This is a genomic window from Arsukibacterium sp., assembly GCF_036735525.1.
Lineage (GTDB): Bacteria > Pseudomonadota > Gammaproteobacteria > Enterobacterales > Alteromonadaceae > Alishewanella.
Genome location: NZ_DAINOE010000027.1, coordinates 13,270 through 33,917, shown reverse-complemented (window position 1 = coordinate 33,917; position 20,648 = coordinate 13,270). Strand labels below are relative to the sequence as shown.

Below are 20,648 nucleotides of genomic sequence, written 5' to 3'. Positions count from 1 at the left end.
GGGTTAACCGGGCGAGGGATGCGCATGAAGCAAAGCTGGGGCAAAATGTTGCTACGACTGTGGTTGCTGTGCTGGGTAGGCAGTAGCGTAGCAGTGGCCGAACCCAGTTATGATTTTGCCATGAAACATTGGACCAGCGCCCAGGGCTTGTCGAGCAACTCGGTCAGGGCCATCAGCCAAGATAAATTAGGTTACATCTGGTTGGGTACCCTGTGGGGCTTAAACCGCTTTGATGGCCTGGAATTTGAGCATTTTACCACCGACAATCAACGCCATCTGGCAAGTAACGCCATCACAAAATTACTACACGACAGCTCAGGTTATCTGTGGATTGGTACTAAAGCCGGCCTATCAGGTTTGGATCCGTTAACCCTTAAATTCGAACGTTTTTCTATTCTTTCTGAAGTCACTTCTATTATTGAAATCAGCCCGGATGAGATCTGGGTTGCTGCCGACCATTTATTCCGAATTCGTCAGGGCCGTATAAGCCGGATTGAGGATATTAAAACCCAGGTCAGCCAGTTAAAGCGGGTTGGAGAGGATATTTGGGTCAGTAGTGCGGAACAACTGTACAAGTTGGATGCGGAGGGTACGTTAACGGCTTATCCACTGCCATCAGAGTTATCCCGTACACCTATTTATGATTTGAGTTGGAGTGAGCACGGTCTGCATATTGCCAGCGAAAGTGGCTACTACCATCTGACAGCCGCTGGTGAGATTAAAACCTGTACCTTGCCAGATGGCGACAATGTCCCGGTTTATAATATTTTGGTGGCGGATGATAAACACCATTGGATTTCGGCCTACCGTAAGTTATATCACCGGCAAGTTTCGGGTGACTGGCAAACTATTACCGCGACCGAGCTTGGCAGTTCACCCTGGTTTAGCGATATATTTCAGGATAAAGATAACAATATCTGGCTGGCGAGTCATAGTGACGGTGTTTATCGCGCCGCTAAAGGTCATGTCAGGCGACTAAGCCCGGAGGGTACTGATCCTGTTGTACGCAGTCTGGCGCTGACACCAGATAATAAATTGTTGATGGCCACGCAGTCTGCTCTGGGGGTAATGGACCAACAAGGACATTACCAGCACTGGTTAACTGCCAGGCAGTTAGGTGCACAAACCGTGCATGATATGCACTGGTTGGATAACCAACGTTTATGGCTGGGCCTGGAGCGAGGTTTAGTGCAATATCAGCTGGCTTCAGATACGCTGAGCACGCCTTTTCCTGAGTTGCAAGGCATGAGTGTGCGGGTAGTGCAACCGGGACAGGCCGGTGAGGTATGGCTTGGTACAGTACGCGGACTTTATGTCACTGATGGCCAGTCTTTGCAGTTACTGCCTTTTAATGATGAATTAGAATCCCGGCATATTACTGCACTGCAATGGCAACCGCAGCAGCTGACCTTTGGAACCACCCGTGGTGTTTATCAATATGCGAATCAGCGCCTTAACCGGCTTGGCGTCGGTACCCCCTTATACAACAGCTATGTCCTGGCCTTACTGCAGCTGGAGGATGATACGCTGATTGTCAGTACTATTGATGATGGTATCTTTATCCGCCAACAGCAGCAATGGTGGCAATTTGATACGTCTAACGGCATGCCGCATGGCCCTGCGGTGAGTTTGAGTTACCATGCACAGAGCCAGATGTTATGGGTCAGTACCAACAAAGGGGTATTTCGGTTAGCGTTGCCTTTGGCAGACAACCAAGCCGACTTTGTTATGGATGAGTTGTTATCGCCCTACGATCGGCAACTAGGTAGTGGTGTCAGTCGTTGTTGTAATGGGGCTGGGCATGCTAAAGCAGTGTTATGGCAGGATGAATACTGGTTTCCAACGCTAAGGGGCTTGATAGCTCTGCCAGCAAAACTGTCCCACAAATCTGACGACGCGCCCGCCGTGTTGTTAAAATCGCTAATGGCTAACCAGCCCTATATTTTAATGCCTCAGCAGCAACGCATTGTGTTAGAGCAGTATGAACGCAATATCAGTATTCATTATTCAGCCTTAGAGTTTGCCCGTCCGGAAGCAATCCGTTTTCGCTACAGGTTATTGGGTTTTGAGCAGGAATGGCACCAAACCACAGAGCGGCGTGAAGCTATATACACAAATGTGCCGGCGGGTTCATATCAATTTCAGCTGCAGGCTAAGCTGGGTAATGAGCAATGGGCGCAGGCAAATATGGCTGAATTGACGCTTGTGGTGCCTCAGCGTTTTGATGAAACCTTGTTGTACCGCATGTTATGGCTATTGCTGTTGCTTTGCTGCTTGTATGGTGTGATGTGGCTGGTGCGTCGTAATACATTATACAAACAACTGGAACTGGAGCGATTGGTTCGCCAGCGTACTCAGGAACTGGAAAACTCTAACATTCAGTTGAATGATTTAAACGATAAGCTAAGTCAGCTGACCGATACTGACAGCTTAACCGGTTTGCGTAACCGGCGCTTTTTGTTTGAGCAATTGCCCAAGGATGTGGAGCACTTTCAACGAAACCGTGAATCCTTGCAGGCGCAGGGGAAATGCATAGTGCTTATCCAGCTAGATTTGGATAACTTTAAGCTGGTCAATGATCAGTTTGGTAATAGTGCCGGTGACAGGGTGATCCAGCAGATCAGCGGGTTACTGATCCGGGAAACCCGTGGTTCTGATTATGTAGTGCGCTATGCCGGTGATGTGTTTGTGCTGGTGCTCAGGGATATTCAGTTGGAGCTGGTGCAACAGTTTAGCTATAAATTGTGTGAGCAGATCCGCAATACCTATTTTAATGTGGCCAAAGGCGAAACCGTGTCGGTAACCTGCTCTGTTGGCTATGCTATTTTCCCGTTAGAGCTGGTAGGGGGGCAGTTGATAGGTTGGGAGGTGTCATTGCGTTTGGCCGAGTTGGCGCTACAACATATCAAAGCCAATGGCAAAGATGCAGTAGCAACACTAAACTTCGCACTCAATCAGGATGCATTTGAGTTTGAAGATTTAGCCACACTGGATCAGCAAGTGGCCAAAAGTCTGGATGACGGTATAGTCTGGTATTATCAGCTTGAAGAAGGCAACCTTTAATCGGCTACCTGCACCCTTGCAAAACGGCTTACTTGATGACGAATACCCGCTTCGTCCAGCCCTAATTCGGCATAAAGCTGCTGCTGACTACCATGTTTAATAAAACTATCTGGCAGGCCTAAATTAAGCACTTGCACCGGCAATTGCTGTTGTAGCACAAACTCATTCACGGCAGAGCCTGCACCGCCCATAATGGCATTGTCTTCTACGGTAACAAACTGAGTGTGCTCAGCTGCCAGTTGCACCAGTAGCTGATGATCCAACGGTTTAACAAAGCGCATATCCACTAGTGTGGCATCCAGCTCTTCGGCAACTGCCTGACAGGCACTGAGCAGTGGTCCAAAGGCAAGTATCGCCAGCTGTTTGCCACTGCGAATCACCTTGGCTTTACCCAGCGGCAGCAACTGCATTTGTGGCTCTACAGTAATACCATTGCCACTACCCCTGGGATAGCGTACGGCGGCCACCCCCTGGTGCTGATAGCCGGTATAGAGCATTTGCCTGCATTCGTTTTCATTGGAAGGCACCATCAGCACCATATTGGGTATACAGCGTAAAAAGCTGATGTCAAAAGCGCCTTGATGCGTAGGGCCATCGGCACCGACAATGCCGGCACGGTCAATGGCAAACAGTACATCAAGTTGCTGTAGCGCAACATCGTGGATCAGTTGATCATAACCACGTTGTAAAAAGCTGGAGTAAATGGCCACTACCGGCTTTAAGCCCTCAATGGCCAGGCCAGCCGCCAGCGTAATGGCATGCTGCTCGGCAATAGCGACATCAAAATAACGCTTGGGGAAACGCTTGGAGTAGGCTACTAAATCTGAGCCTTCACGCATCGCCGGGGTAATAGCCTGCAAGCGTTCATCCTGCTCCGCCATGTCGCAAATCCATTGGCCAAAGATATTAGAAAAGCTTGGCAAACCGGCTTTTTTTACTGGCGGTGTGCTGGCATCAGGGTCAAATTGATTGACTGCATGATAACCAATAGGATCTGCCTCGGCCGGCGCATAGCCTTTGCCTTTTTTAGTAACAATGTGCAGTAACTGTGGCCCTTTTAACTGGCGCATATTACGAATGGTATCGGCCAGCGTCAGCACATCATGGCCATCGATGGGGCCAATATAATTAAAGCCAAGCTCTTCAAAAAAAGTGCCTGGTGTGACCATGCCTTTAAAATGCTCTTCAGCTCGGCTGGCTAATTGTTGCAGCGGCGGCACGCCACTTAAGATTTTTTTGCCGCCCTCACGCAAGCTGGTGTAAAAGCTACCGGATAAAATACGGGCAAAATATTGGTTTAACGCGCCGACATTTTCGGAGATCGACATTTCATTATCGTTCAGGATCACCAGCATATCAGGCCGCACTTCACCGGCATGATTCAGTGCTTCAAATGCCATACCGGCGGTAATAGCACCATCGCCAATCACTGCGACGACTTTGCGGTTCAGTTTGGCCTGGCGGGCGGCAATCGCCATACCCAAGGCTGCACTGATAGAGGTACTGGAGTGACCTACGCTCAGGGTGTCATATTCGCTTTCTTCACGATAAGGAAAAGGGTGTAAGCCATCTTTTTGGCGAATAGTGTGCATCTTGTCACGGCGGCCGGTGAGGATTTTGTGCGGGTAGGCCTGATGGCCAACATCCCAGATCAGCCGATCGTAAGGGGTGTTGTAGACATAATGCAGCGCTACGGTCAGCTCAACCGTGCCCAGGCCTGATGCAAAATGCCCGCTGCTCTGGCTCACCGTTTTAAGCAGGAACTGCCGTAATTCATCACATAATTGCGGTAATTGTTCCTGGGGTAATTGACGTAACTGTGCCGGCAGATTGGCTTGAGCCAGCAGTGGATAGTCCTTAATGTCAAACGCCATAATGATGCCTATGTTAAAACTTACGTGCGATTATAAAATGCGCAAATTCTGCTAATTCTGTCGTGTTGTATGGTAAAAGCTTTAATGCTGCTAATGCTTGCTGATATAAATCAACAGCGCGTTGTCGGGCGCCTTCCAACCCAAGTAAAGCCGGGTAAGTGGCTTTATTAGCTTTTTGATCGGAGCCTTGTGGTTTACCAAGTGTTTGCGTATCACTTTCGATGTCTAAAATATCATCCTGTACCTGAAACGCCAGTCCAAGACATCTGGCAAAGTCACACAAATCGACCAACACTATTTCATTACGTACCGGACTGCAATAATAGGCCAGTTGTACTGCACACTCAATTAGGGCGCCAGTTTTAAGCTGATGCATTTGCTCAAGTATAGCCAGGGTGGTAGCTTTATTGGTTTGAGCCAGATCTATCGCCTGGCCGCCGCACATACCTGCGGCCCCTGCTGCCCTTGCCAGTAACTGCACCATGCGGACAACGCTCTGACTATCGGTCTGCTGATACGGATGCTGGCTCAAACTTTCGAAGGCTAATGCTTGCAAAGCATCTCCAGCCAATATGGCCGTAGCCTCGTCAAAGGCTATATGGCAAGTCGGTTGACCGCGGCGCAAATCGTCATTATCCATGGCCGGTAAGTCATCATGAATAAGTGAATAACTGTGTAAGGCTTCAATGGCCGTAGCGGGGCCATCTAAATCGGCTAAGCTTGCGCCCAGCATAGTACCACAGGCATAAACCAAAAACGGCCGTACTCTTTTCCCACCCAATAACAGACTGTACCGCATGGCTTGTGCCAGTTGAGGTTCTGCCACTGTTTGTTGGGATAACATTAAAGATAACTGCAGCTCAACCCGTTGCTGATAGCCGCTCAGACTGGCTAAAGACACCTTATTCTCCGGCAGGCTCAAAAGGTTGCAAAATACTTTGTTGTTGATGTTGTAGCAAAATCTGTACTTTTTGCTCAGCGTCCTGCAGCTGCTGCTGGCTTTGTTTAACCAGGCTGATGCCCCGTTCAAACTGGCTAAGGGAGGCATCCAGGGATAACTCTCCTTGTTCCAGCTGCTGCACTATCTGCTCCAGTTCAGACATCGCCTGTTCAAACTGGCTGAGGTCGGCTTTCTTTTTACTCATGCTATTCCCCAAAAAATTGTGCGCAACCTTATCCTAGCAGGCTATTATGGTCAATGCTAAAGCTGAAGTGAACGGCTATATTAGCAAAATTGTTCGATTTAGTGCTTAATGATTGCTAACTTAGGTCGATAACCTATAAACGGCTAAGATAAAATAATAATGCACAGCTGTGGCAGTGGATCAGTAAAGGAGTAACAGAGTGGATTTAGCAACGCTAATTGGCATGTTAGGGGCTATCGGTTTTATCGTCATGGCCATGTTTATAGGCAGTGCCGGTGATCCAGGGATGTTTGCCGATACGGTATCTTTACTGATTGTGGTAGGGGGATCTATTTTTGTAGTGGTCTCTAAATTTACCTTGGGACAGTTTTTGGGAGCAGGTAAGGTCGCCGTTAAAGCTTTTATGTTTAAAATTGAACAGCCTGAAGAGTTAATCGAAAAAGCAGTGCAGTTAGGTGATGCCGCACGTAAAGGCGGTTTTTTGGCGTTAGAAGAAGCGGAAATTCCCAATAACTTTATGCAAAAAGGCGTCAACATGCTGGTTGATGGTCATGATGCTGATGTGGTGCGAGCGACCTTATTAAAAGATATTAGCCTGACCGAAAAGCGTCATGAACAGGGTATCGCCATTTTTAGAAGTTTGGGCGACGTCGCCCCGGCCATGGGTATGATAGGTACGCTCATCGGTTTGGTGGCGATGTTATCTAACATGGATGACCCCAAGGCCATAGGCCCGGCGATGGCGGTGGCTTTGCTGACCACTTTATATGGTGCTTTTATTGCCAACGTGATTGCCATACCGCTGGCTGACAAGCTGGCCATTCGTAATCAGCAGGAAAAGTTGAATAATCAGTTAATTCTTGATGCCATCCTCGGTATTCAGGATGGTCAGAACCCGAAAGTCATTGAAGGTATTTTGCGTAATTATCTGGCGCAGAATAAGCGTGAGGTCGCAGGAGAAGCGGCATGAGCGATCGGACCGAAGAAGAAGAGTGTAAATGCCCGCCCCCAGGGCTACCACAATACATGGGTACCTTTGCCGATCTGATGGCGCTGCTAATGTGCTTTTTTGTATTGTTACTGGCGTTTTCCGAAATGGATGTGCTGAAATTTAAGCAGATTGCCGGCTCTATGAAGTTTGCCTTTGGTGTGCAAAATAAGATTGAAGTGGAAGATATTCCCAAAGGTACCAGTGTTATTGCCTTGGAATTCCGCCCTGGCCGGCCCGATCCGACGCCGATTGAAACCCTGCAACAGCAGACCATGGAAATTACTCAGCAAGTTATTGAATTTCAGGCTGGTGATGAAGACTCAGCCGGTGGTCGTCAGGAGCAACGTGAAGATCAAACCGGCGGACAGACTTCATTAACCGATGACGAGCAATCGGAAGCCGAAGCCGCAGCAGAAGCGGCAGCAGAAGAGATGCAAGAGCAGGTTAATGAGATGGTAAAAAAACTGGCTGAGCAACTGGAAAAAGAAATCATCGATGGCGCTATTGAGTTGGAGTCGTTGGGCCAGCAAATTATTATTCGTATTCGTGAAAACGGCTCTTTCCCATCGGGCTCGTCGTTTTTACAACCCAGGTTCAAACCGGTTATTGTGCAAATCGGCACCTTGCTAAATGACGTACCAGGAGAAATCACTGTTAGTGGCCACACTGACGATATACAGATTTCGGATGAACTCCATCATAATAACTGGGATTTATCAGCTAAGCGGGCCGTGTCAGTGGCAACAGAAATGCTCAGAGCCCCGGCTTTTGATCGGCGCCGACTCCAGGTTGTGGGCCATGCCGAAACCCGGCCTCTGGTTATTAATGACAGTGAGCTTAACCGGCGTCGTAACCGGCGAGTAGAGATTTCTATTATGCAAGGTCGCGCCAAAGAAGCCGAGCCTGTCAGTCTGGAGCAGTCTGGCCTTTAACGCCAGACTTGCTGTAATAAGGCGTTTTGCATGCTGATTAGGCATTGCAAAGCGCTTAGGCTATAATGCGCGCCAGTTTTTTTGGCGGCGCTGCTCATGCTTGAATTTATTATTAAACTTCACCCGGAAATCTCCATCAAAAGTAAGTCGGTGCGCAAGCGCCAGACCTTATTACTGGAGCGTAATCTTAAAACGATTTTGGGCCAGACCGATGAACAAGTTCAGGTAGAAAACCTCTTTGATCACCTGACGGTCAGAAGTGCTAAGCCTGAGTTGCGCCAGACATTAATTGAACGGTTAAGCTGCATCCCAGGTATCGTCAGCTTTTCTGAAATGCAATCCAGCCAGTTTACTGACTTGCACGATATCTTCCAGCAGGTTCAGGCGGTATATCAATCGCAATTGCCAGGTAAAACCTTTAGTGTGCGGGTTCGCCGCCAAGGCACCCACAGCTTTAGTTCGCTGGATGCCGAGCGCTATATTGGCGGTGGGTTAAACCAGCAAGTGGCCAGTGCTAAAGTGCAGCTAAAACAACCTCAGCTGACCATCCGGCTGGAAATTAAACAAGATAAATTGCTGATGATGACTGAGCATTTCAATGGCATGGGCGGATTTCCGTTGCCGTCTCAGTCTGATGTGTTGTCGCTGATTTCCGGTGGCTATGATTCGGCCGTAGCCAGCTATTTGATGATCCGTAAAGGTTTACGCACCCACTACCTGTTTTTTAATTTAGGCGGTCCTGCGCACGAAGCGGGCGTGCGTGAGATGGCGTTTTTAATCTGGCAAAAATACAGCCTGTCGCACCGGGTGAAATTTGTCAGCGTCGATTTTGCACCTGTGGTAAATGAGATTCTACAAAAAATCGACAATGGCCTGATGGGTGTTGTATTAAAACGGATGATGGTAAGGGCTGCCAGCCGTGTTGCTCAGAGTTTGGGGATTAAAGCCATCGTCACCGGCGAGAGTATTGGCCAGGTCGCCAGCCAAACCATCACGAATTTAGCTGTGATTGATCAAGCGGCAGATAGCTTAATGCTGCGGCCGCTTATTTATCAGGATAAGCAGGAAATTATTGATTTAGCGCGGCAGATTGGAGTTGAGCAGCTTGCTCGTAGCATGCCGGAATATTGTGGCGTTATTTCAAAAAGCCCTACCGTTAATGCGGTGTTGTCAGAAGTTGAGCATAGTGAAATTTTTTTCAATATGGATTTACTGCAGCAGGCTATCAGTCAGGCGAAGGTGTTGGATATCCGCACTGTCGAGTATCAGGCTGAGCAGCAGATCACAGCAGTAGCTATAGAAGAGGTGCTGCCGGTTGATGCCATAGTACTGGATATCCGCGCCCCGGAAGAAACCGAATTATCGCCATTGCAGCTGCATAATCATCAGGTAGTGGAAATGCCCTTTTTCCGACTCTCATCACAGTTTGCCAGTTTGGATCAGACGAAACAGTATTACTGCTACTGCGACAGGGGGGTGATGAGCCGCTTACAGGCAGTAGTGTTACAGGAGCAGGGCTTTAAGAATGTCGCCGTGTATCGTCCGACATCTTAGTTTACAAAAGCGTCTAAAACCCGGGGGTTAGCTCTGGCCTTGTGCCAACTGCTGAACCTGTGCCAGCAGCCTTTCGTTATGCGGCAGCGTCAATTTATGGCGGGCGGCACAGCGCAATAAATAGCCGGTGATAGCGTTAATCTCAGTCGGTCGTCCATGCTCAATATCTTGCAGCATGGACGATTTATTGGCTTTAGTGGCTTCGATTACCTGGTAGACACGACTCAGGTTGCTCGCATAGGTCAGGTCCATGCCCTCTGCTGCGGCGACCAGGCAGACTTCCCGCAATAAAGCGCTTATCAGTGGCGCCAGTTCAGGTGCCGCCAGCTCACCATTGCGACAACGATGCAAGGCAGTAATAGGATTTATTACGGCATTGATGGCAAGCTTTTGCCAAAGCACCGGCAGGATATCCGCAGTTAATGTGACTGGCCCCAAGGCTAAAGTTAATTGTTGCAGCAATGCCTGCTGCTGACTGGCGCTCTGCTTTCGCGCAGTAGGGTTAATGGCGGCCAGAGTGCTTTGCCCGATGCCGGTATGTTGTACGCCCGACGCACTTCGTAACGCGGCCTGCGTGGTCGATAAAAACCATAAAGCTTGCTCAGCTTTTAGCTGTTGCTGGTAGGCCTCCAGCTCTGGCATACCATTATGGCTGATGATCAATTGCGCCTGAGAACTCAGATATGGTTGCAGCTCTGCCAGACATGGCAGCACGGCATAGGCTTTTACCGGGATAACAATCCGGGTAATGAGCGGCGTTGCTGGCGCTGTGGTGAAAACCGATGCGTTAACTGAGGTGTAAATATGAGATGTGCTTTGGCCGGAAAGATCGGTAAAGTCGACGCTTAGCTTGCCAGTTTGGCGAAGATTTGATTCATTATGGCGTAGCCAAAGCTGCACAGGCAGTCGCTGGCGTTGCAACTGACAAGCGGCCAGCAGGCCAATAGCGCCCTGGCCAACAATAGTTAAGGGCACAAGCTCATTCACGTTTTAGCCGAGCGGCGCGGCCGCCACAAATGCCATAATTTGCGGGCCAGATAAAAAGCCAAAACACCGGCAATGTCGGCCAGCCAATCCCACACATCACCCTGACGGCGGGTAAAGTAGTGTTGTGCCAGTTCAATTAAACCGCCGTAGAGGCTGAGTATGGCAACAGCCCAGTAAAATGGCGGTCTGAAGCCTTTCCAGGTAAGCCAGGCCAACACAGCAAAAATGCCAAAATGCGCCAGTTTATCAAGATGGCTGATATTTAATCCGATACGGTGGCCACTTATCTCTGCCAGAAAGCTAAAGGTAGCAATAGCGAAAAATAGCAAACAAAGCCAACGATAAAAACGCTGTGACACAACTAAGCCTCCGGCAAATGATGCTCGGATTGTAACAGTTTTCTGGTTATAATCACCAGCATAGACTTTTCAGCAGGAGAACATCATGCCTTCATTTGACATCGTATCTGAAGTAGATCAGCAGGAAGTATTAAATGCAGTAGACAATGCCAACCGCGAATTGCAAACCCGTTTTGATTTTCGTGGCGTGAATGCCGAGTACAGCCTGAAAGAAAAAGTGATCACCATGAAAGCTGAGGCGGAATTTCAATTACAGCAAATGCTGGAAATCTTTCTGGCAAAAGCGGTTAAACGCGGCCTTGATGTGCGCTCATTTAAAGAAGGTGATGTGGTCCACTCAGGTAAAACCTACAGTCAGAGTTTAAGCTTGTTGCAGGGTATTGAGCAGGACATGGCAAAGAAGTTGGTGAAACTGATTAAAGATAACAAACTTAAAGTGCAGGCAGCCATTCAGGGCGATCAAGTGCGGGTAACCGGTAAGAAACGCGATGATTTACAGGAAGCCATTGCCCTGATCCGTGGCAGTGAACTTGAACAAGCCTTTCAGTTTACAAACTTTCGCGACTAACTATGATGCTTTATCAATAAAAGCCATCTAGATGGCCATTGACTTCAATGTAAAATCAAGTACACTACAAGCGGCATCTCAGATGCCGCTTTTTTTCAGGTGCCTGCCACAGCAGGTTAAAAGGGAATTTGGTGTAAAACCAAAGCTGCCCCCGCAACGGTAAATAACGATAACACAGCAAAAGCCACTGTCATTAGATGGGAAGGGGCTGTCTCGCTCCCTGAGCACGTTATCAGCCCGGAGACCTGCCTGAAAATCTCACTAACCCAAATCCAATGTGCGGTGGGCACATTGCAAGGAGCTGTTAATGTTATTTCACTTTGTTGCTGCCGCTGTTGGCGCGACTCCTGCTGTGCTGTCCGTTGAATCTAGTGTGCAGGCCGTTGAACCCGCTGAAGTGATCAGCGTGTATGCCAATCGTCATCAACAACAATTAAATACCGCTCTGGCCAGTATTGAGGTACTGACACGGGCAGATATTCTGGCACGGCAGGTTACCGATTTACCGGCGTTACTGAACCAGTTAGCCGGGGTTAATGTGTCGCGCGACGGTGGCCGCGGTCAGAATAGTGGTCTTTTTGTGCGGGGCGGTGAAACCGGCCACACCTTAGTGCTGGTGGATGGTGTGCGCACTGGCTCAGCAACGCTGGGGCTAAAGTCCTTATCGATGATCCCAGTGCACAGTATTGAGCGCATAGAAATTATTCGCGGCCCCCGGGCCGCCTGGTATGGCTCTGATGCAATTGCCGGTGTTATTGCCATTACAACCCGCCGGCCACAACAACTGGAACTGTTAGCGACTATTGGCAGCTATGGCCAGGCTGAACTGGATGCTGCCTTTAGTGCTAATAGCGGGCCACTGCGCTGGTCAGTGCATGCCGGTGCCAGCCGTGCTGATGGCTTTGATGTGCGCCCTGATTTAGATCCGGATCGGGACGGTTACCGGCAGCGTTACTTAAAGCTGGCAGCCGAATATCAGTCTGATGTTGGCCTGTGGCGTTGGCAAACCGATGTCAATTCAGGTGTGTACCAGTTTGATACGGCCTTTGGACAACAAGATCAGTCCGATACCTTGCTAAGGCAGCATCAGTTAAGTTGGCAGCAACAACATGACAAACTGAACCAGCAACTGACAATAAGCCGCAATCTGGATGTGGACAGCCCCTTTGGCGGTGGCAGTCGCAGCCCGTTTCACACGGCGCGCGATGAAGCTACTTACCAGCTGACCGCAGACTGGCTGCCTGGTCTGACATTACTGGGCGGGGTGAACTGGTATCAGGAGCAGGTGGCTAAAGCCGATCCGCAGTATCAGCAAGACAGCCGCATTAACAGAGCGCTGTTTGCCGGTGCCAGTGTGCAACTGCAGCAGTGGTTAATTGAGTTGGCAGGAAGGCATGACACTATTACCGACTATCATGCACAAAATACCTGGCAGCTGGCACTGGGCTATCAGTTGAATCAGCATTGGTTAGTGCGGGCCAGCCGCGGCAGCGCTTTTAAAGTCCCGTCTTTTAACGAGTTGTATTGGCCGCAATTTGGTAACCCGGCGCTCAAGCCGCAGCAATCGATCAGTGACGAGCTGGCGCTGCGGTATCAGCGGAACGCTACAGATCTGCAATTGGCGGTATTTCAGCGTGACATTACTAACCTGATACAGGTCGGCGAAGTGGCCGAAAATGTGCAATTGGCTAGTATTCAAGGCGCTGAATTAAGCCTTGGCTGGCAGTATCAGGCGCTGAGTCAGCAACTGGCTTATAGCTACCTTAACACTGAGAACCGTCAAAGCGGTGAGGATTTAGTGCGCCGGCCAAAACATAGCGTTAATTGGCGCAGTGCTTATCAATTGGCTGACTGGTCAGTATTTGTCACTGCTGATTATCAAAGCAGTACTTTTCAGGGCTTTGACTGGAATGCCGGGGCAAATTATCCACGTTTAGGCGGTTTTACCTTGTGGGGGCTGGGCGCACAATATCAGCTCAGACCAACACTTAATATCAGCCTGAAACTGGATAATCTCACCGATAAACAGTATCAAACCAGTATTGGTTATGCCACAGCGGGCGCCAATCTGGCGCTGCGCTTGCACTATGTTCCAGCGGGTTAAAGTTATAGCCGCAGGCTGGCGCTGCTGTTAAATAGCCCGTTATTTAAGTAGTGACTGGTAAAGCTGGCGGAATTTCGCCAGCTTTGGTGCAATTAATACCTGACAGTAACCCTGCTGTGGGTGCTGTAAAAAGTAGCCCTGATGATAGTCTTCAGCTACAAAAAACCTTGCAGCAGGGCTGACTTCAGTGACAATAGGCGCTGGGTAAAGCTGCTCTGCGCTTAACTGCCGGATAATCGCCGTTGCTTGCTGCTGTTGTAGGTCATTATGATAAAAAATCACCGAACGATACTGAGTACCAATATCATTGCCCTGACGATTAAGCTGCGTTGGGTCGTGCAAGCTGAAAAAAATTAAACATAACTGCTCATAACTGATGGCGGCATCATCAAATTGCAGTTGCACTACTTCTGCATGGCCGGTGCGGCCAGTACAGATACTCTGGTAGTCAGGGTTGGCAGTATGGCCCCCCATATAACCGCTTAGCGCCTGCTGTACCGCGCTAAGTTGATTCATTGCCGCTTCCAGGCACCAGAAACAGCCGGCGCCAAAGGTCGCAGTTTGCATGGTCATCGTTAATCCTCAGGTTGATCGTCTATTTGCAGTATAACGTAACAACATAGCATACAGATGAGTGACAGTATTAAGAAATCAGGAGTGACCTTGAAAGTAGCAGTGATAGGGGCTGGTATGTCCGGTGCGGCGTGTGCCGTGTATCTCCAGCAGCAGGGCGTAGCGGTGCAGCTGTTTGATAAAGGCCGAAGTGCCGGTGGCCGTATGAGCAGTAAAAAACAGCAGGGTTACCTGGATTTGGGTGCGCAATATTTTACCGCCCGCCATGCTGATTTTATTGCCCAGGTCGCGCAATGGCAGCGGGCTGGTGTGCTGGAGCCCTGGTCCGGTGCTATTTACCGCTACCAAGGCGGGCAATTGCTGCGCTCGTCGGATCAGCAATGTCGTTATATTGGGGTGCCCTCCATGCATGCACCGCTTAAAGCCTGGCTGGCACCTGTCAGCCTGCAGTTAGGTAGTCAGATCACTTCGCTGCAATACCATCAAGGCTGGCAGTTGCAATCAGCGCAGGGCGAGATCTTTGGTGCTTTTGACTACCTGGTGCTGGCGCTGCCTGCGGCTCAAGCCAAAGTGTTGCTTGAGGGAAAATCGTTACTGGCAGATCAGATTGAACCAGGTATTTTACAGCCGTGCTGGGCGGTAAACCTGCAATTGGTTGCGCCTTCTGGCCATACGGCTGGTGGTATTTTTGTGAAAGATGGAGCTGTGCCATTAAGCTGGCTGGCCCGGCAAAACAGTAAACCCGGCCGCTTAAATACCGAGAGTTGGCTGTTGCACTTTACCCCTGATTTTAGCCGGCAACATCTGGACACCCCCCCAGCGCAGTTGGCTGACTTGGCTACCAGCTTGCTGGCGCGAATACTGGATAGGCCTGTGCAGCTGGCCACAGCTAGTTGTCATCGCTGGTTATATGCCCAGCAAGATAAGAGCGTAAGTTTACCTGGCTTATTGCACGATCCAGAGCAGGCATTACTGGTATGTGGTGACTGGACGCTGGGTGGCCGTGTTGAAAACGCCTTTTTAAGTGGCCGTGAAGCAGCAAGGAGGGTTTTACAACATGCATACTAAGCAACACTGGCTTATTTTAGGCGCCTCAGGTGCTATAGCTCAGGGCTTAATTCAGCATTACCTGGCTCATGGTGCAAAAATCAGTGCTATCAGTCGTCAGGCGCAGCCTTCTGAACTAATAGCAGATGAATTAACCTGGTATCAACAGCCTGAGCTTGAGCCAGAGGTGATCAGCCGCTTGTTACAACACATCGGTGCCGTGCCTTTAACCGGTGTCATTGGCTGTCATGGCTGGTTACATGGTGAGGGGGCTTTCCCAGAGAAAGCCATTGCTCAGTTACAACAGGCGCAACTGGAAATAAGCCTGCAGATTAACCTGATTACCCCCGCCATCTACCTGCAGTGTTTGATGCCACTACTCATGAAGCAACCGGGCATAAAGATTGCTTTGCTAAGTGCCAAGGTGGGTAGCATCAGTGATAACCAGTTAGGAGGTTGGTATAGCTATCGCATGGCAAAAGCCGCATTAAATATGTTAGTAAAAACCGCCGCTATTGAATTGGGGCGCAGAAATAAAACGGCAGTAATGGTCAGTTTGCATCCGGGCACCACTGACAGCGCTTTGTCTGAACCATTTCAAGCAAATGTACCCAGTACTCAGTTACAAAGCCCACAACAGACTGCACAGCGTTTAGCGGCGGTATTACAGCAGCTGAACCCGGCACAAACCGGTCAGCTGCTGAATTGGGATGGCAGCACACTGCCATTTTAACTTAAAGCGGTTTGACTTCATCGGCCGCATGTTCATGCGGTGAGGCTAGCTCCAGCTGCTGCAGTTTGCGGCTAAGCGATTTAGGTGAGCCGGTATTTCTGGCCAGCGCTATGTAGGTCACCGGCACGACATAGAGTGTCAGTAGTGTAGCCAGTGCCACACCAGACATAATCACCATACCTATTACCATCCGGCTTTCTGAACCCGGACCACTGGCTAGTACCAGTGGCAGGCTGCTCATGCCGGTGGTAAAGGCGGTCATCATAATCGGCCTTAAGCGCTGTGATGCCGCTTGTTTAACCGACTCTTCAAAAGCAATGCCGGCATCGCGCAGCTGATTAGCAAACTCCACAATCAGAATGCCGTTTTTTGCCACCAGTCCAATTAACATGACTAAGCCAATCTGGCTGTAAATATTCAGCGTCATACCACTGAAATACAAGCCGGATAAGGCACCCACCAGCCCCAGCGGCACTGTTATCATAATGACCAGCGGGTGAATAAAGCTTTCAAACTGTGCCGCTAACACCAGGTAGGTAATCAGCAGAGCCAGAATAAACACCAATGCCGTTGATTGACCACTTTCCTGGAATAGCAATGATTCACCTTTGTAATCGATGCCGACGGTGTCTTGGATCTCAGTGCGTACAATGTTTTCCAGATACTCTAACGCTTCACCCAGACTGAAACCTGGTGCCAGACCAGCTGTGATGGTGATGCTGCGCATGCGGTTATAGCGATTCAAAGCCGAGGCGGTAGCTTCTTCGCGTAAGGTCACCAGATTATCCAGTGGGATCAGTATGCCGGTGCTGTCTGAGCGGATGTAGACATTATTAATGGTAGACGGAGCACGGAAATCATCGTCCCAACCTTCGAGGATCACATCATACTCACGGCCCCGATCCAAAAAGGTGGTGACCCGGCGTCCACCCAGCATAGCTTCTAAGGCCCGGCCAATAGCACCTACAGAAATGCCCAGATCACTGGAGCGGTTGGTATCTATCTCAACCAGAATTTGCGGCACGGTTTCTTTATAATCGTGATCCAGCATTAATATGTTGGGGTTTTCTGCTGCTTTAGTCAGCACTATATCTCGCCAGCGGGCCAGTTCTTCATAAGTATTACCCTGCAGAACAAACTGAATCGGCCGGTTTCCACCACCACCACCGCCCAGGCCGCTGCGCATAAAGGTAAAGGCACGCACGTCAGGTAGTTGGTTAATTTTGCCGCTGATTTCCGTCATTAATTCCTGGGTGCGGCGCTTACCGTTATGCCAGTTTTCTGAGCCAACAATAGCCACACCACCATTGTTACCCCAGCCGGGTACCCGGATCAGTAAGCGGTTTAATTCGCCCTCATGATAATAGGGCATCAGAATATCTTCGATCAGCGACATATTGCGGCTGTTACTGGCATAACTGGCGCCTTCGGCCGGGCTCATCATCACAAAGAAAGTCCCCCGATCTTCGGAAGGAGCTAGCTCTGAGGGCAGTAATTTCACCAGCATTACGCTGGCGGCAAAGCACAGCAGCACTACAATAATTACCGGCCAACGGGTGGCGCATACTACTTGTAACTGACGTTGATAAGCAGACTCTATGCGATTAAAACCGTTATGTAATAATACGCCCAGTTTACTTTGACGTTTGCGATGAGTCAGGAGCTTACTACAGAGCATCGGCGATAAGGTTAGCGCAGCGACACTGGAAAACGCCACGGCGGCGGCCACGGCCAGTGCAAACTCGGTAAATAATTTACCTAATTGCCCCTGCATAAATACCAGCGGCACAAACACCGAGATTAATACCAAGGTGGTGGCAATAACAGCGAAACCGACTTCACGGGCACCGCGATACGCCGCCAGCAGCGGTGCCTCGCCTTGCTCAATACGCCGGTAAATATTTTCCAGTACTACGATAGAATCATCTACTACCAGGCCGATAGCCAGCACCAGCGCCAGCAATGTCAGCAGGTTGATGGAAAAATCCAGCGCATAGAGCACAGTAATGGCGGAAATCAATGCGACGGGTACCGTGATGGCCGGAATAAAGGTGGCGCGAATGTTGCCCAAAAATAAGAAAATAACCAGGATTACCATGCACATGGCGATGGCCAGAGTGTTGTATACTTCCCTGATGGATTCGGCAATAAACAAGGAGGAATCATAGCCAGGTTCAATAGTGGTGCCTTCTGGCAGGTTGAGCTTTATCCGCTCCATTTCTACCCGGGCATTTTTAACCACTTCCAGGGTGTTGGCTTTGGATTGCTTGATAATGCCGATACCCAACAGGTTTTTACCATCGCCGCGGAACTCACTTTCTTCGTCTTCAGCGGTGAGCATGACATTAGCCACTTCGCCAAGTCGCACCAGGTAATTATTGGCGCCGCGTTTAATCACCAGACGCTGAAAATCTTCCTGTGTTTTGTAAGTGCGCACCACCCGTACAGTAAAGTCACGGTCATTTGACTTGATATTACCTGCCGGCAATTCAACGTTTTCATTGCGAAGTACGCTTTCGATGTCTTGTACCGTCACGCCCCGCGCCGCCATGGCATCACGATCCAGCCAAATCCGCATGGCGTAATCGCGCGAGCCACCCAGTTGAATTCGGGCTACACCATCCACCACTGAAAAACGCTCAACAATATAGCGATTGGCGTAGTCGGTCAGTTCCAGGTTGGTCATGTTTTCGCTATTCAGCACAAACCAAGCAATAGTGTCTTCATCGGCATTCGCTTTAAACACTTCAGGTGGCAGCGCTTGATCGGGCAAGTTATTCAGCGCCCGTGACACCCTTTCACGCACATCATTGGCTGCCGCATCAATATCGCGCTCTACATTAAACTCAATGGTAATACTGGAGCGACCATTACGGCTGCTGGAGTTGATATTTTTGATGCCCTCGACACCGCTGATCCTGTCTTCCAGTAACTGGGTTATTTTCGATTCAACAATCTCGGCCGAGGCACCGGGGTAAACGGTATTTATACTGACGATAGGCGAATCAATATCCGGGTATTCGCGCAGTGGTAGCATGCTGAAACAGACGATACCAAAAGTTACCAGCAATAAATTAACGACGGTAGCAAATACCGGCCGTTTCACCGAGGCATCTGATAACCACATAATCAGCCTCCTACTTTATTGACAGTCGCACCGTCACGGATTTTTTGGGTGCCTTCAATGACTACTTCGTCATTAACGTTTAAGCCGGAGATGACTTCAACCCAACCCGGAATGCGTTGACCCAGCTGCACGGATACCTGCTTTACTTTGTTATCGGCGTCAACCACAAACACATATTGGCGGTCTTGTTGGGGTACCAGCGCCTTTTCAGAAATTTGCAAGGCTTCGCGCTTTTCCAGTTGCAGCTGCACATTTAACAGCATGCCAGGGCGCAGACGCAGATCGCTATTATCGATACTGCCATGTACCCGAACTGAGCGGGTTACCGGGTCCAGCCTGGTATCGATAGCACTGACTTTTCCAGCAAAGGCGGTATTGCCATAAGCAGCATTGGTCACTTGTATTGGCATTCCTACGGCCAGTTCCGCCAGATAACGCTCAGCCACACTGAATTCCACCCGCAGTGTTTGCATATCATCCAGCGTGGTTAGCACAGTACCACTGTTGATAAAGGCTCCCTGGCTGACATTGCGCAGTCCCAGATAACCACTAAAGGGTGCCTTGATGGTCATGTCGGCCAGTTGTGAGCGGGCAATATCCAGCTGCGCCAATGTGGTGTTGACGCGGGTTTGTTGTTCGTCCAACATTGATTGTGCGGTAGCCTGAGTGGTAGCCAGGTTGGTTAAACGCGCCATTTGCCGGCGCTGATCGACCAGCACAGCTTCAAGCTCTGCCACCCGGGCACGCTGTTGTACATCGTTTAAGCGGGCAATGATCTGGCCTTGCTCGACAAATTGGCCTTCACTGACATGTAGTTCAACTAAAAAATCTGAGGCGGGCGCCGTTAACTGAATAGAATGATTGGCAATGCCAGTGCCCAAGGCATTTACGTCTCTGACCATTGGCTGATAGCTTGCTAAAGCAGTTAATACTGCAACGGGTTGACCAGGGCCGCGGCCGCCGCTGACGGTCTCTTGAGATTGCCAGGCCAGATAGCCGACAAAACAGCCAATAGCTATTAAAATAACCCAGATTAATCGAGAATGTTTTTGCGCCACAACAACTCCGCATATTGAAAAAAATCGCTGTTGTATTGTATGTAATTTATTGCGGTTCAGATGTTCTGTTATCGCAGTGCTGACGGCGTTGGTCGTTTCAGCAAGCAAAAGCCAGTGATCCAATAGCCTTAATCTGATGATATGCTAAAAGATACAAGCTATCGTCTTGTATAAACAGTGTAGATGCTAACCCCAATTTAAGCTGTAAAAGAGGACTTATGGAGCCAATAAAAATTGCTGCACCCAGCACCCTTGGCGGTGGCAAATTACTGATATATAGTCTGGCCGCCTTTGCGCTCTTGCTGTTGATAACCATTTTGTTTGTCGAGCGTGCAGGCATACTGATAGCGCTGCTTTATATAGCTAACTTGCTGGCAATTTTCACAGCCTGGGCAAAATTGGCTGAGCCACGTTTTTTTTTGGTGTGTGATGATACCGGTGTGCATTATCAGCATCGCTATGGTAGCTGGACCTTACCTTGGCAGAGCTTTCAATACTGTGCCATCCCCCAGTTTAGTGACGAAGATTTAGCC

The 20,648-nt window shown here is 49.5% G+C and carries 16 protein-coding genes, 1 pseudogene and 1 riboswitch; of the genes and pseudogenes, 9 read left to right on the top strand and 8 right to left on the bottom strand.

The features are described from left to right. Window positions 1–24 precede the first annotated feature (24 nt). Complete coding sequence (locus V7D78_RS07335) at window positions 25–3,063, top strand: ligand-binding sensor domain-containing protein (RefSeq protein ID WP_333607792.1); 3,039 nt, start codon at window positions 25–27, stop codon at window positions 3,061–3,063. On the opposite strand, the gene dxs is transcribed toward V7D78_RS07335, so the two are convergent. The 3 genes from dxs to xseB are packed head-to-tail and all read right to left on the bottom strand — an operon-like array spanning window position 3,060 to window position 6,082. Further along, window positions 3,060–4,937 carry a 1-deoxy-D-xylulose-5-phosphate synthase gene (gene dxs, locus V7D78_RS07330; protein ID WP_333607791.1) on the bottom strand — a complete coding sequence of 626 codons (1,878 nt, stop codon included), beginning with the start codon at window positions 4,935–4,937 and terminating at the stop codon, window positions 3,060–3,062. The two genes, V7D78_RS07335 and dxs, sit on opposite strands and share 4 nt — an antisense overlap. 13 nt (window positions 4,938–4,950) lie before the next feature. Next, a complete protein-coding gene (ispA, locus tag V7D78_RS07325) occupies window positions 4,951–5,838 on the bottom strand; it encodes a (2E,6E)-farnesyl diphosphate synthase (protein ID WP_333607790.1) in 888 nt (295 codons plus the stop codon). Between the two features lies 1 nt (window position 5,839). Further along, window positions 5,840–6,082: an exodeoxyribonuclease VII small subunit gene (gene xseB / locus V7D78_RS07320; protein ID WP_333607789.1), complete on the bottom strand. Its 243-nt coding sequence runs from the start codon at window positions 6,080–6,082 to the stop codon at window positions 5,840–5,842. Between the two features lie 199 nt (window positions 6,083–6,281). Between xseB and pomA the strand changes: the two genes are divergently transcribed. The 3 genes from pomA to thiI all read left to right on the top strand — a co-directional run bounded on the left by pomA (window position 6,282) and on the right by thiI (window position 9,559). After that, window positions 6,282–7,052, top strand: a complete 771-nt coding sequence (pomA, locus tag V7D78_RS07315; RefSeq protein ID WP_333607788.1) for a flagellar motor protein PomA — start codon at window positions 6,282–6,284, stop codon at window positions 7,050–7,052. Beyond that, the gene (locus tag V7D78_RS07310) at window positions 7,049–8,005 is read left to right on the top strand and encodes a flagellar motor protein MotB (RefSeq protein ID WP_333607787.1); all 957 of its coding nucleotides are present in this window, start codon (window positions 7,049–7,051) and stop codon (window positions 8,003–8,005) included. The genes pomA and V7D78_RS07310 overlap by 4 nt, the downstream gene beginning before the upstream one ends. A gap of 96 nt (window positions 8,006–8,101) precedes the next feature. Beyond that, complete coding sequence (gene thiI, locus V7D78_RS07305; protein WP_333607786.1) at window positions 8,102–9,559, top strand: tRNA uracil 4-sulfurtransferase ThiI; 1,458 nt, start codon at window positions 8,102–8,104, stop codon at window positions 9,557–9,559. Window positions 9,560–9,586: 27 nt separating this feature from the next. On the opposite strand, the gene V7D78_RS07300 is transcribed toward thiI, so the two are convergent. Both V7D78_RS07300 and V7D78_RS07295 read right to left on the bottom strand, forming a co-directional pair. Then, the gene (locus V7D78_RS07300) at window positions 9,587–10,546 is read right to left on the bottom strand and encodes a ketopantoate reductase family protein (protein ID WP_333607785.1); all 960 of its coding nucleotides are present in this window, start codon (window positions 10,544–10,546) and stop codon (window positions 9,587–9,589) included. Then, window positions 10,543–10,905, bottom strand: a complete 363-nt coding sequence (locus tag V7D78_RS07295; RefSeq protein WP_333607784.1) for a VanZ family protein — start codon at window positions 10,903–10,905, stop codon at window positions 10,543–10,545. Before V7D78_RS07295 ends, V7D78_RS07300 begins: the two co-directional genes overlap by 4 nt. Window positions 10,906–10,990: 85 nt before the next feature. On the opposite strand from V7D78_RS07295, the gene V7D78_RS07290 reads away from it, so the two are divergent. Together V7D78_RS07290 and V7D78_RS07285 are read left to right on the top strand one after the other, a co-directional pair. Beyond that, window positions 10,991–11,473: a YajQ family cyclic di-GMP-binding protein gene (locus V7D78_RS07290; RefSeq protein ID WP_333607783.1), complete on the top strand. Its 483-nt coding sequence runs from the start codon at window positions 10,991–10,993 to the stop codon at window positions 11,471–11,473. Window positions 11,474–11,553: 80 nt separating this feature from the next. Then, window positions 11,554–11,740: riboswitch (cobalamin riboswitch) on the top strand. Window positions 11,741–11,780: 40 nt separating this feature from the next. Then, window positions 11,781–13,577 (top strand): TonB-dependent receptor domain-containing protein, encoded by a 1,797-nt coding sequence (locus tag V7D78_RS07285; RefSeq protein ID WP_333607782.1) that lies wholly within the window; start codon window positions 11,781–11,783, stop codon window positions 13,575–13,577. A gap of 39 nt (window positions 13,578–13,616) precedes the next feature. Here the strand turns inward: V7D78_RS07285 and msrA are convergent, their stop codons facing one another. Continuing rightward, entirely contained in the window at window positions 13,617–14,150 is a 534-nt protein-coding gene (gene msrA, locus V7D78_RS07280; protein WP_442886512.1) for a peptide-methionine (S)-S-oxide reductase MsrA, read from the bottom strand. A 90-nt stretch (window positions 14,151–14,240) separates the two neighbouring features. Between msrA and V7D78_RS07275 the strand changes: the two genes are divergently transcribed. Further along, the gene (locus V7D78_RS07275) at window positions 14,241–15,218 is read left to right on the top strand and encodes an NAD(P)/FAD-dependent oxidoreductase (protein ID WP_333607781.1); all 978 of its coding nucleotides are present in this window, start codon (window positions 14,241–14,243) and stop codon (window positions 15,216–15,218) included. Beyond that, entirely contained in the window at window positions 15,208–15,930 is a 723-nt protein-coding gene (locus V7D78_RS07270) for an SDR family NAD(P)-dependent oxidoreductase (protein ID WP_333607780.1), read from the top strand. Before V7D78_RS07275 ends, V7D78_RS07270 begins: the two co-directional genes overlap by 11 nt. 1 nt (window position 15,931) lies before the next feature. Here the strand turns inward: V7D78_RS07270 and V7D78_RS07265 are convergent, their stop codons facing one another. Together V7D78_RS07265 and V7D78_RS07260 are read right to left on the bottom strand one after the other, a co-directional pair. Then, window positions 15,932–19,057, bottom strand: coding sequence for an efflux RND transporter permease subunit (locus V7D78_RS07265; RefSeq protein WP_333607779.1), 3,126 nt, complete (start codon window positions 19,055–19,057; stop codon window positions 15,932–15,934). A gap of 2 nt (window positions 19,058–19,059) precedes the next feature. Beyond that, complete coding sequence (locus V7D78_RS07260) at window positions 19,060–20,115, bottom strand: efflux RND transporter periplasmic adaptor subunit (RefSeq protein WP_333607778.1); 1,056 nt, start codon at window positions 20,113–20,115, stop codon at window positions 19,060–19,062. Between the two features lie 218 nt (window positions 20,116–20,333). Between V7D78_RS07260 and V7D78_RS07255 the strand changes: the two are divergent. Then, window positions 20,334–20,648, top strand: a pseudogene (locus V7D78_RS07255) (DUF2982 domain-containing protein); the annotation flags it as partial.

What these genes read in the sequence shown, in the direction of transcription:
- thiI (WP_333607786.1), top strand. Translation starts at nt 8,102, where the DNA reads ATGCTTGAATTTATTATTAAACTTCACCCGGAAATCTCCATCAAAAGT.
- xseB (WP_333607789.1), bottom strand. Translation starts at nt 6,082, where the DNA reads ATGAGTAAAAAGAAAGCCGACCTCAGCCAGTTTGAACAGGCGATGTCT.
- V7D78_RS07290 (WP_333607783.1), top strand. Translation starts at nt 10,991, where the DNA reads ATGCCTTCATTTGACATCGTATCTGAAGTAGATCAGCAGGAAGTATTA.
- dxs (WP_333607791.1), bottom strand. Translation starts at nt 4,937, where the DNA reads ATGGCGTTTGACATTAAGGACTATCCACTGCTGGCTCAAGCCAATCTG.
- V7D78_RS07285 (WP_333607782.1), top strand. Translation starts at nt 11,781, where the DNA reads ATGTTATTTCACTTTGTTGCTGCCGCTGTTGGCGCGACTCCTGCTGTG.
- msrA (WP_442886512.1), bottom strand. Translation starts at nt 14,150, where the DNA reads ATGACCATGCAAACTGCGACCTTTGGCGCCGGCTGTTTCTGGTGCCTG.
- V7D78_RS07310 (WP_333607787.1), top strand. Translation starts at nt 7,049, where the DNA reads ATGAGCGATCGGACCGAAGAAGAAGAGTGTAAATGCCCGCCCCCAGGG.
- V7D78_RS07270 (WP_333607780.1), top strand. Translation starts at nt 15,208, where the DNA reads ATGCATACTAAGCAACACTGGCTTATTTTAGGCGCCTCAGGTGCTATA.
- V7D78_RS07265 (WP_333607779.1), bottom strand. Translation starts at nt 19,057, where the DNA reads ATGTGGTTATCAGATGCCTCGGTGAAACGGCCGGTATTTGCTACCGTC.
- V7D78_RS07335 (WP_333607792.1), top strand. Translation starts at nt 25, where the DNA reads ATGAAGCAAAGCTGGGGCAAAATGTTGCTACGACTGTGGTTGCTGTGC.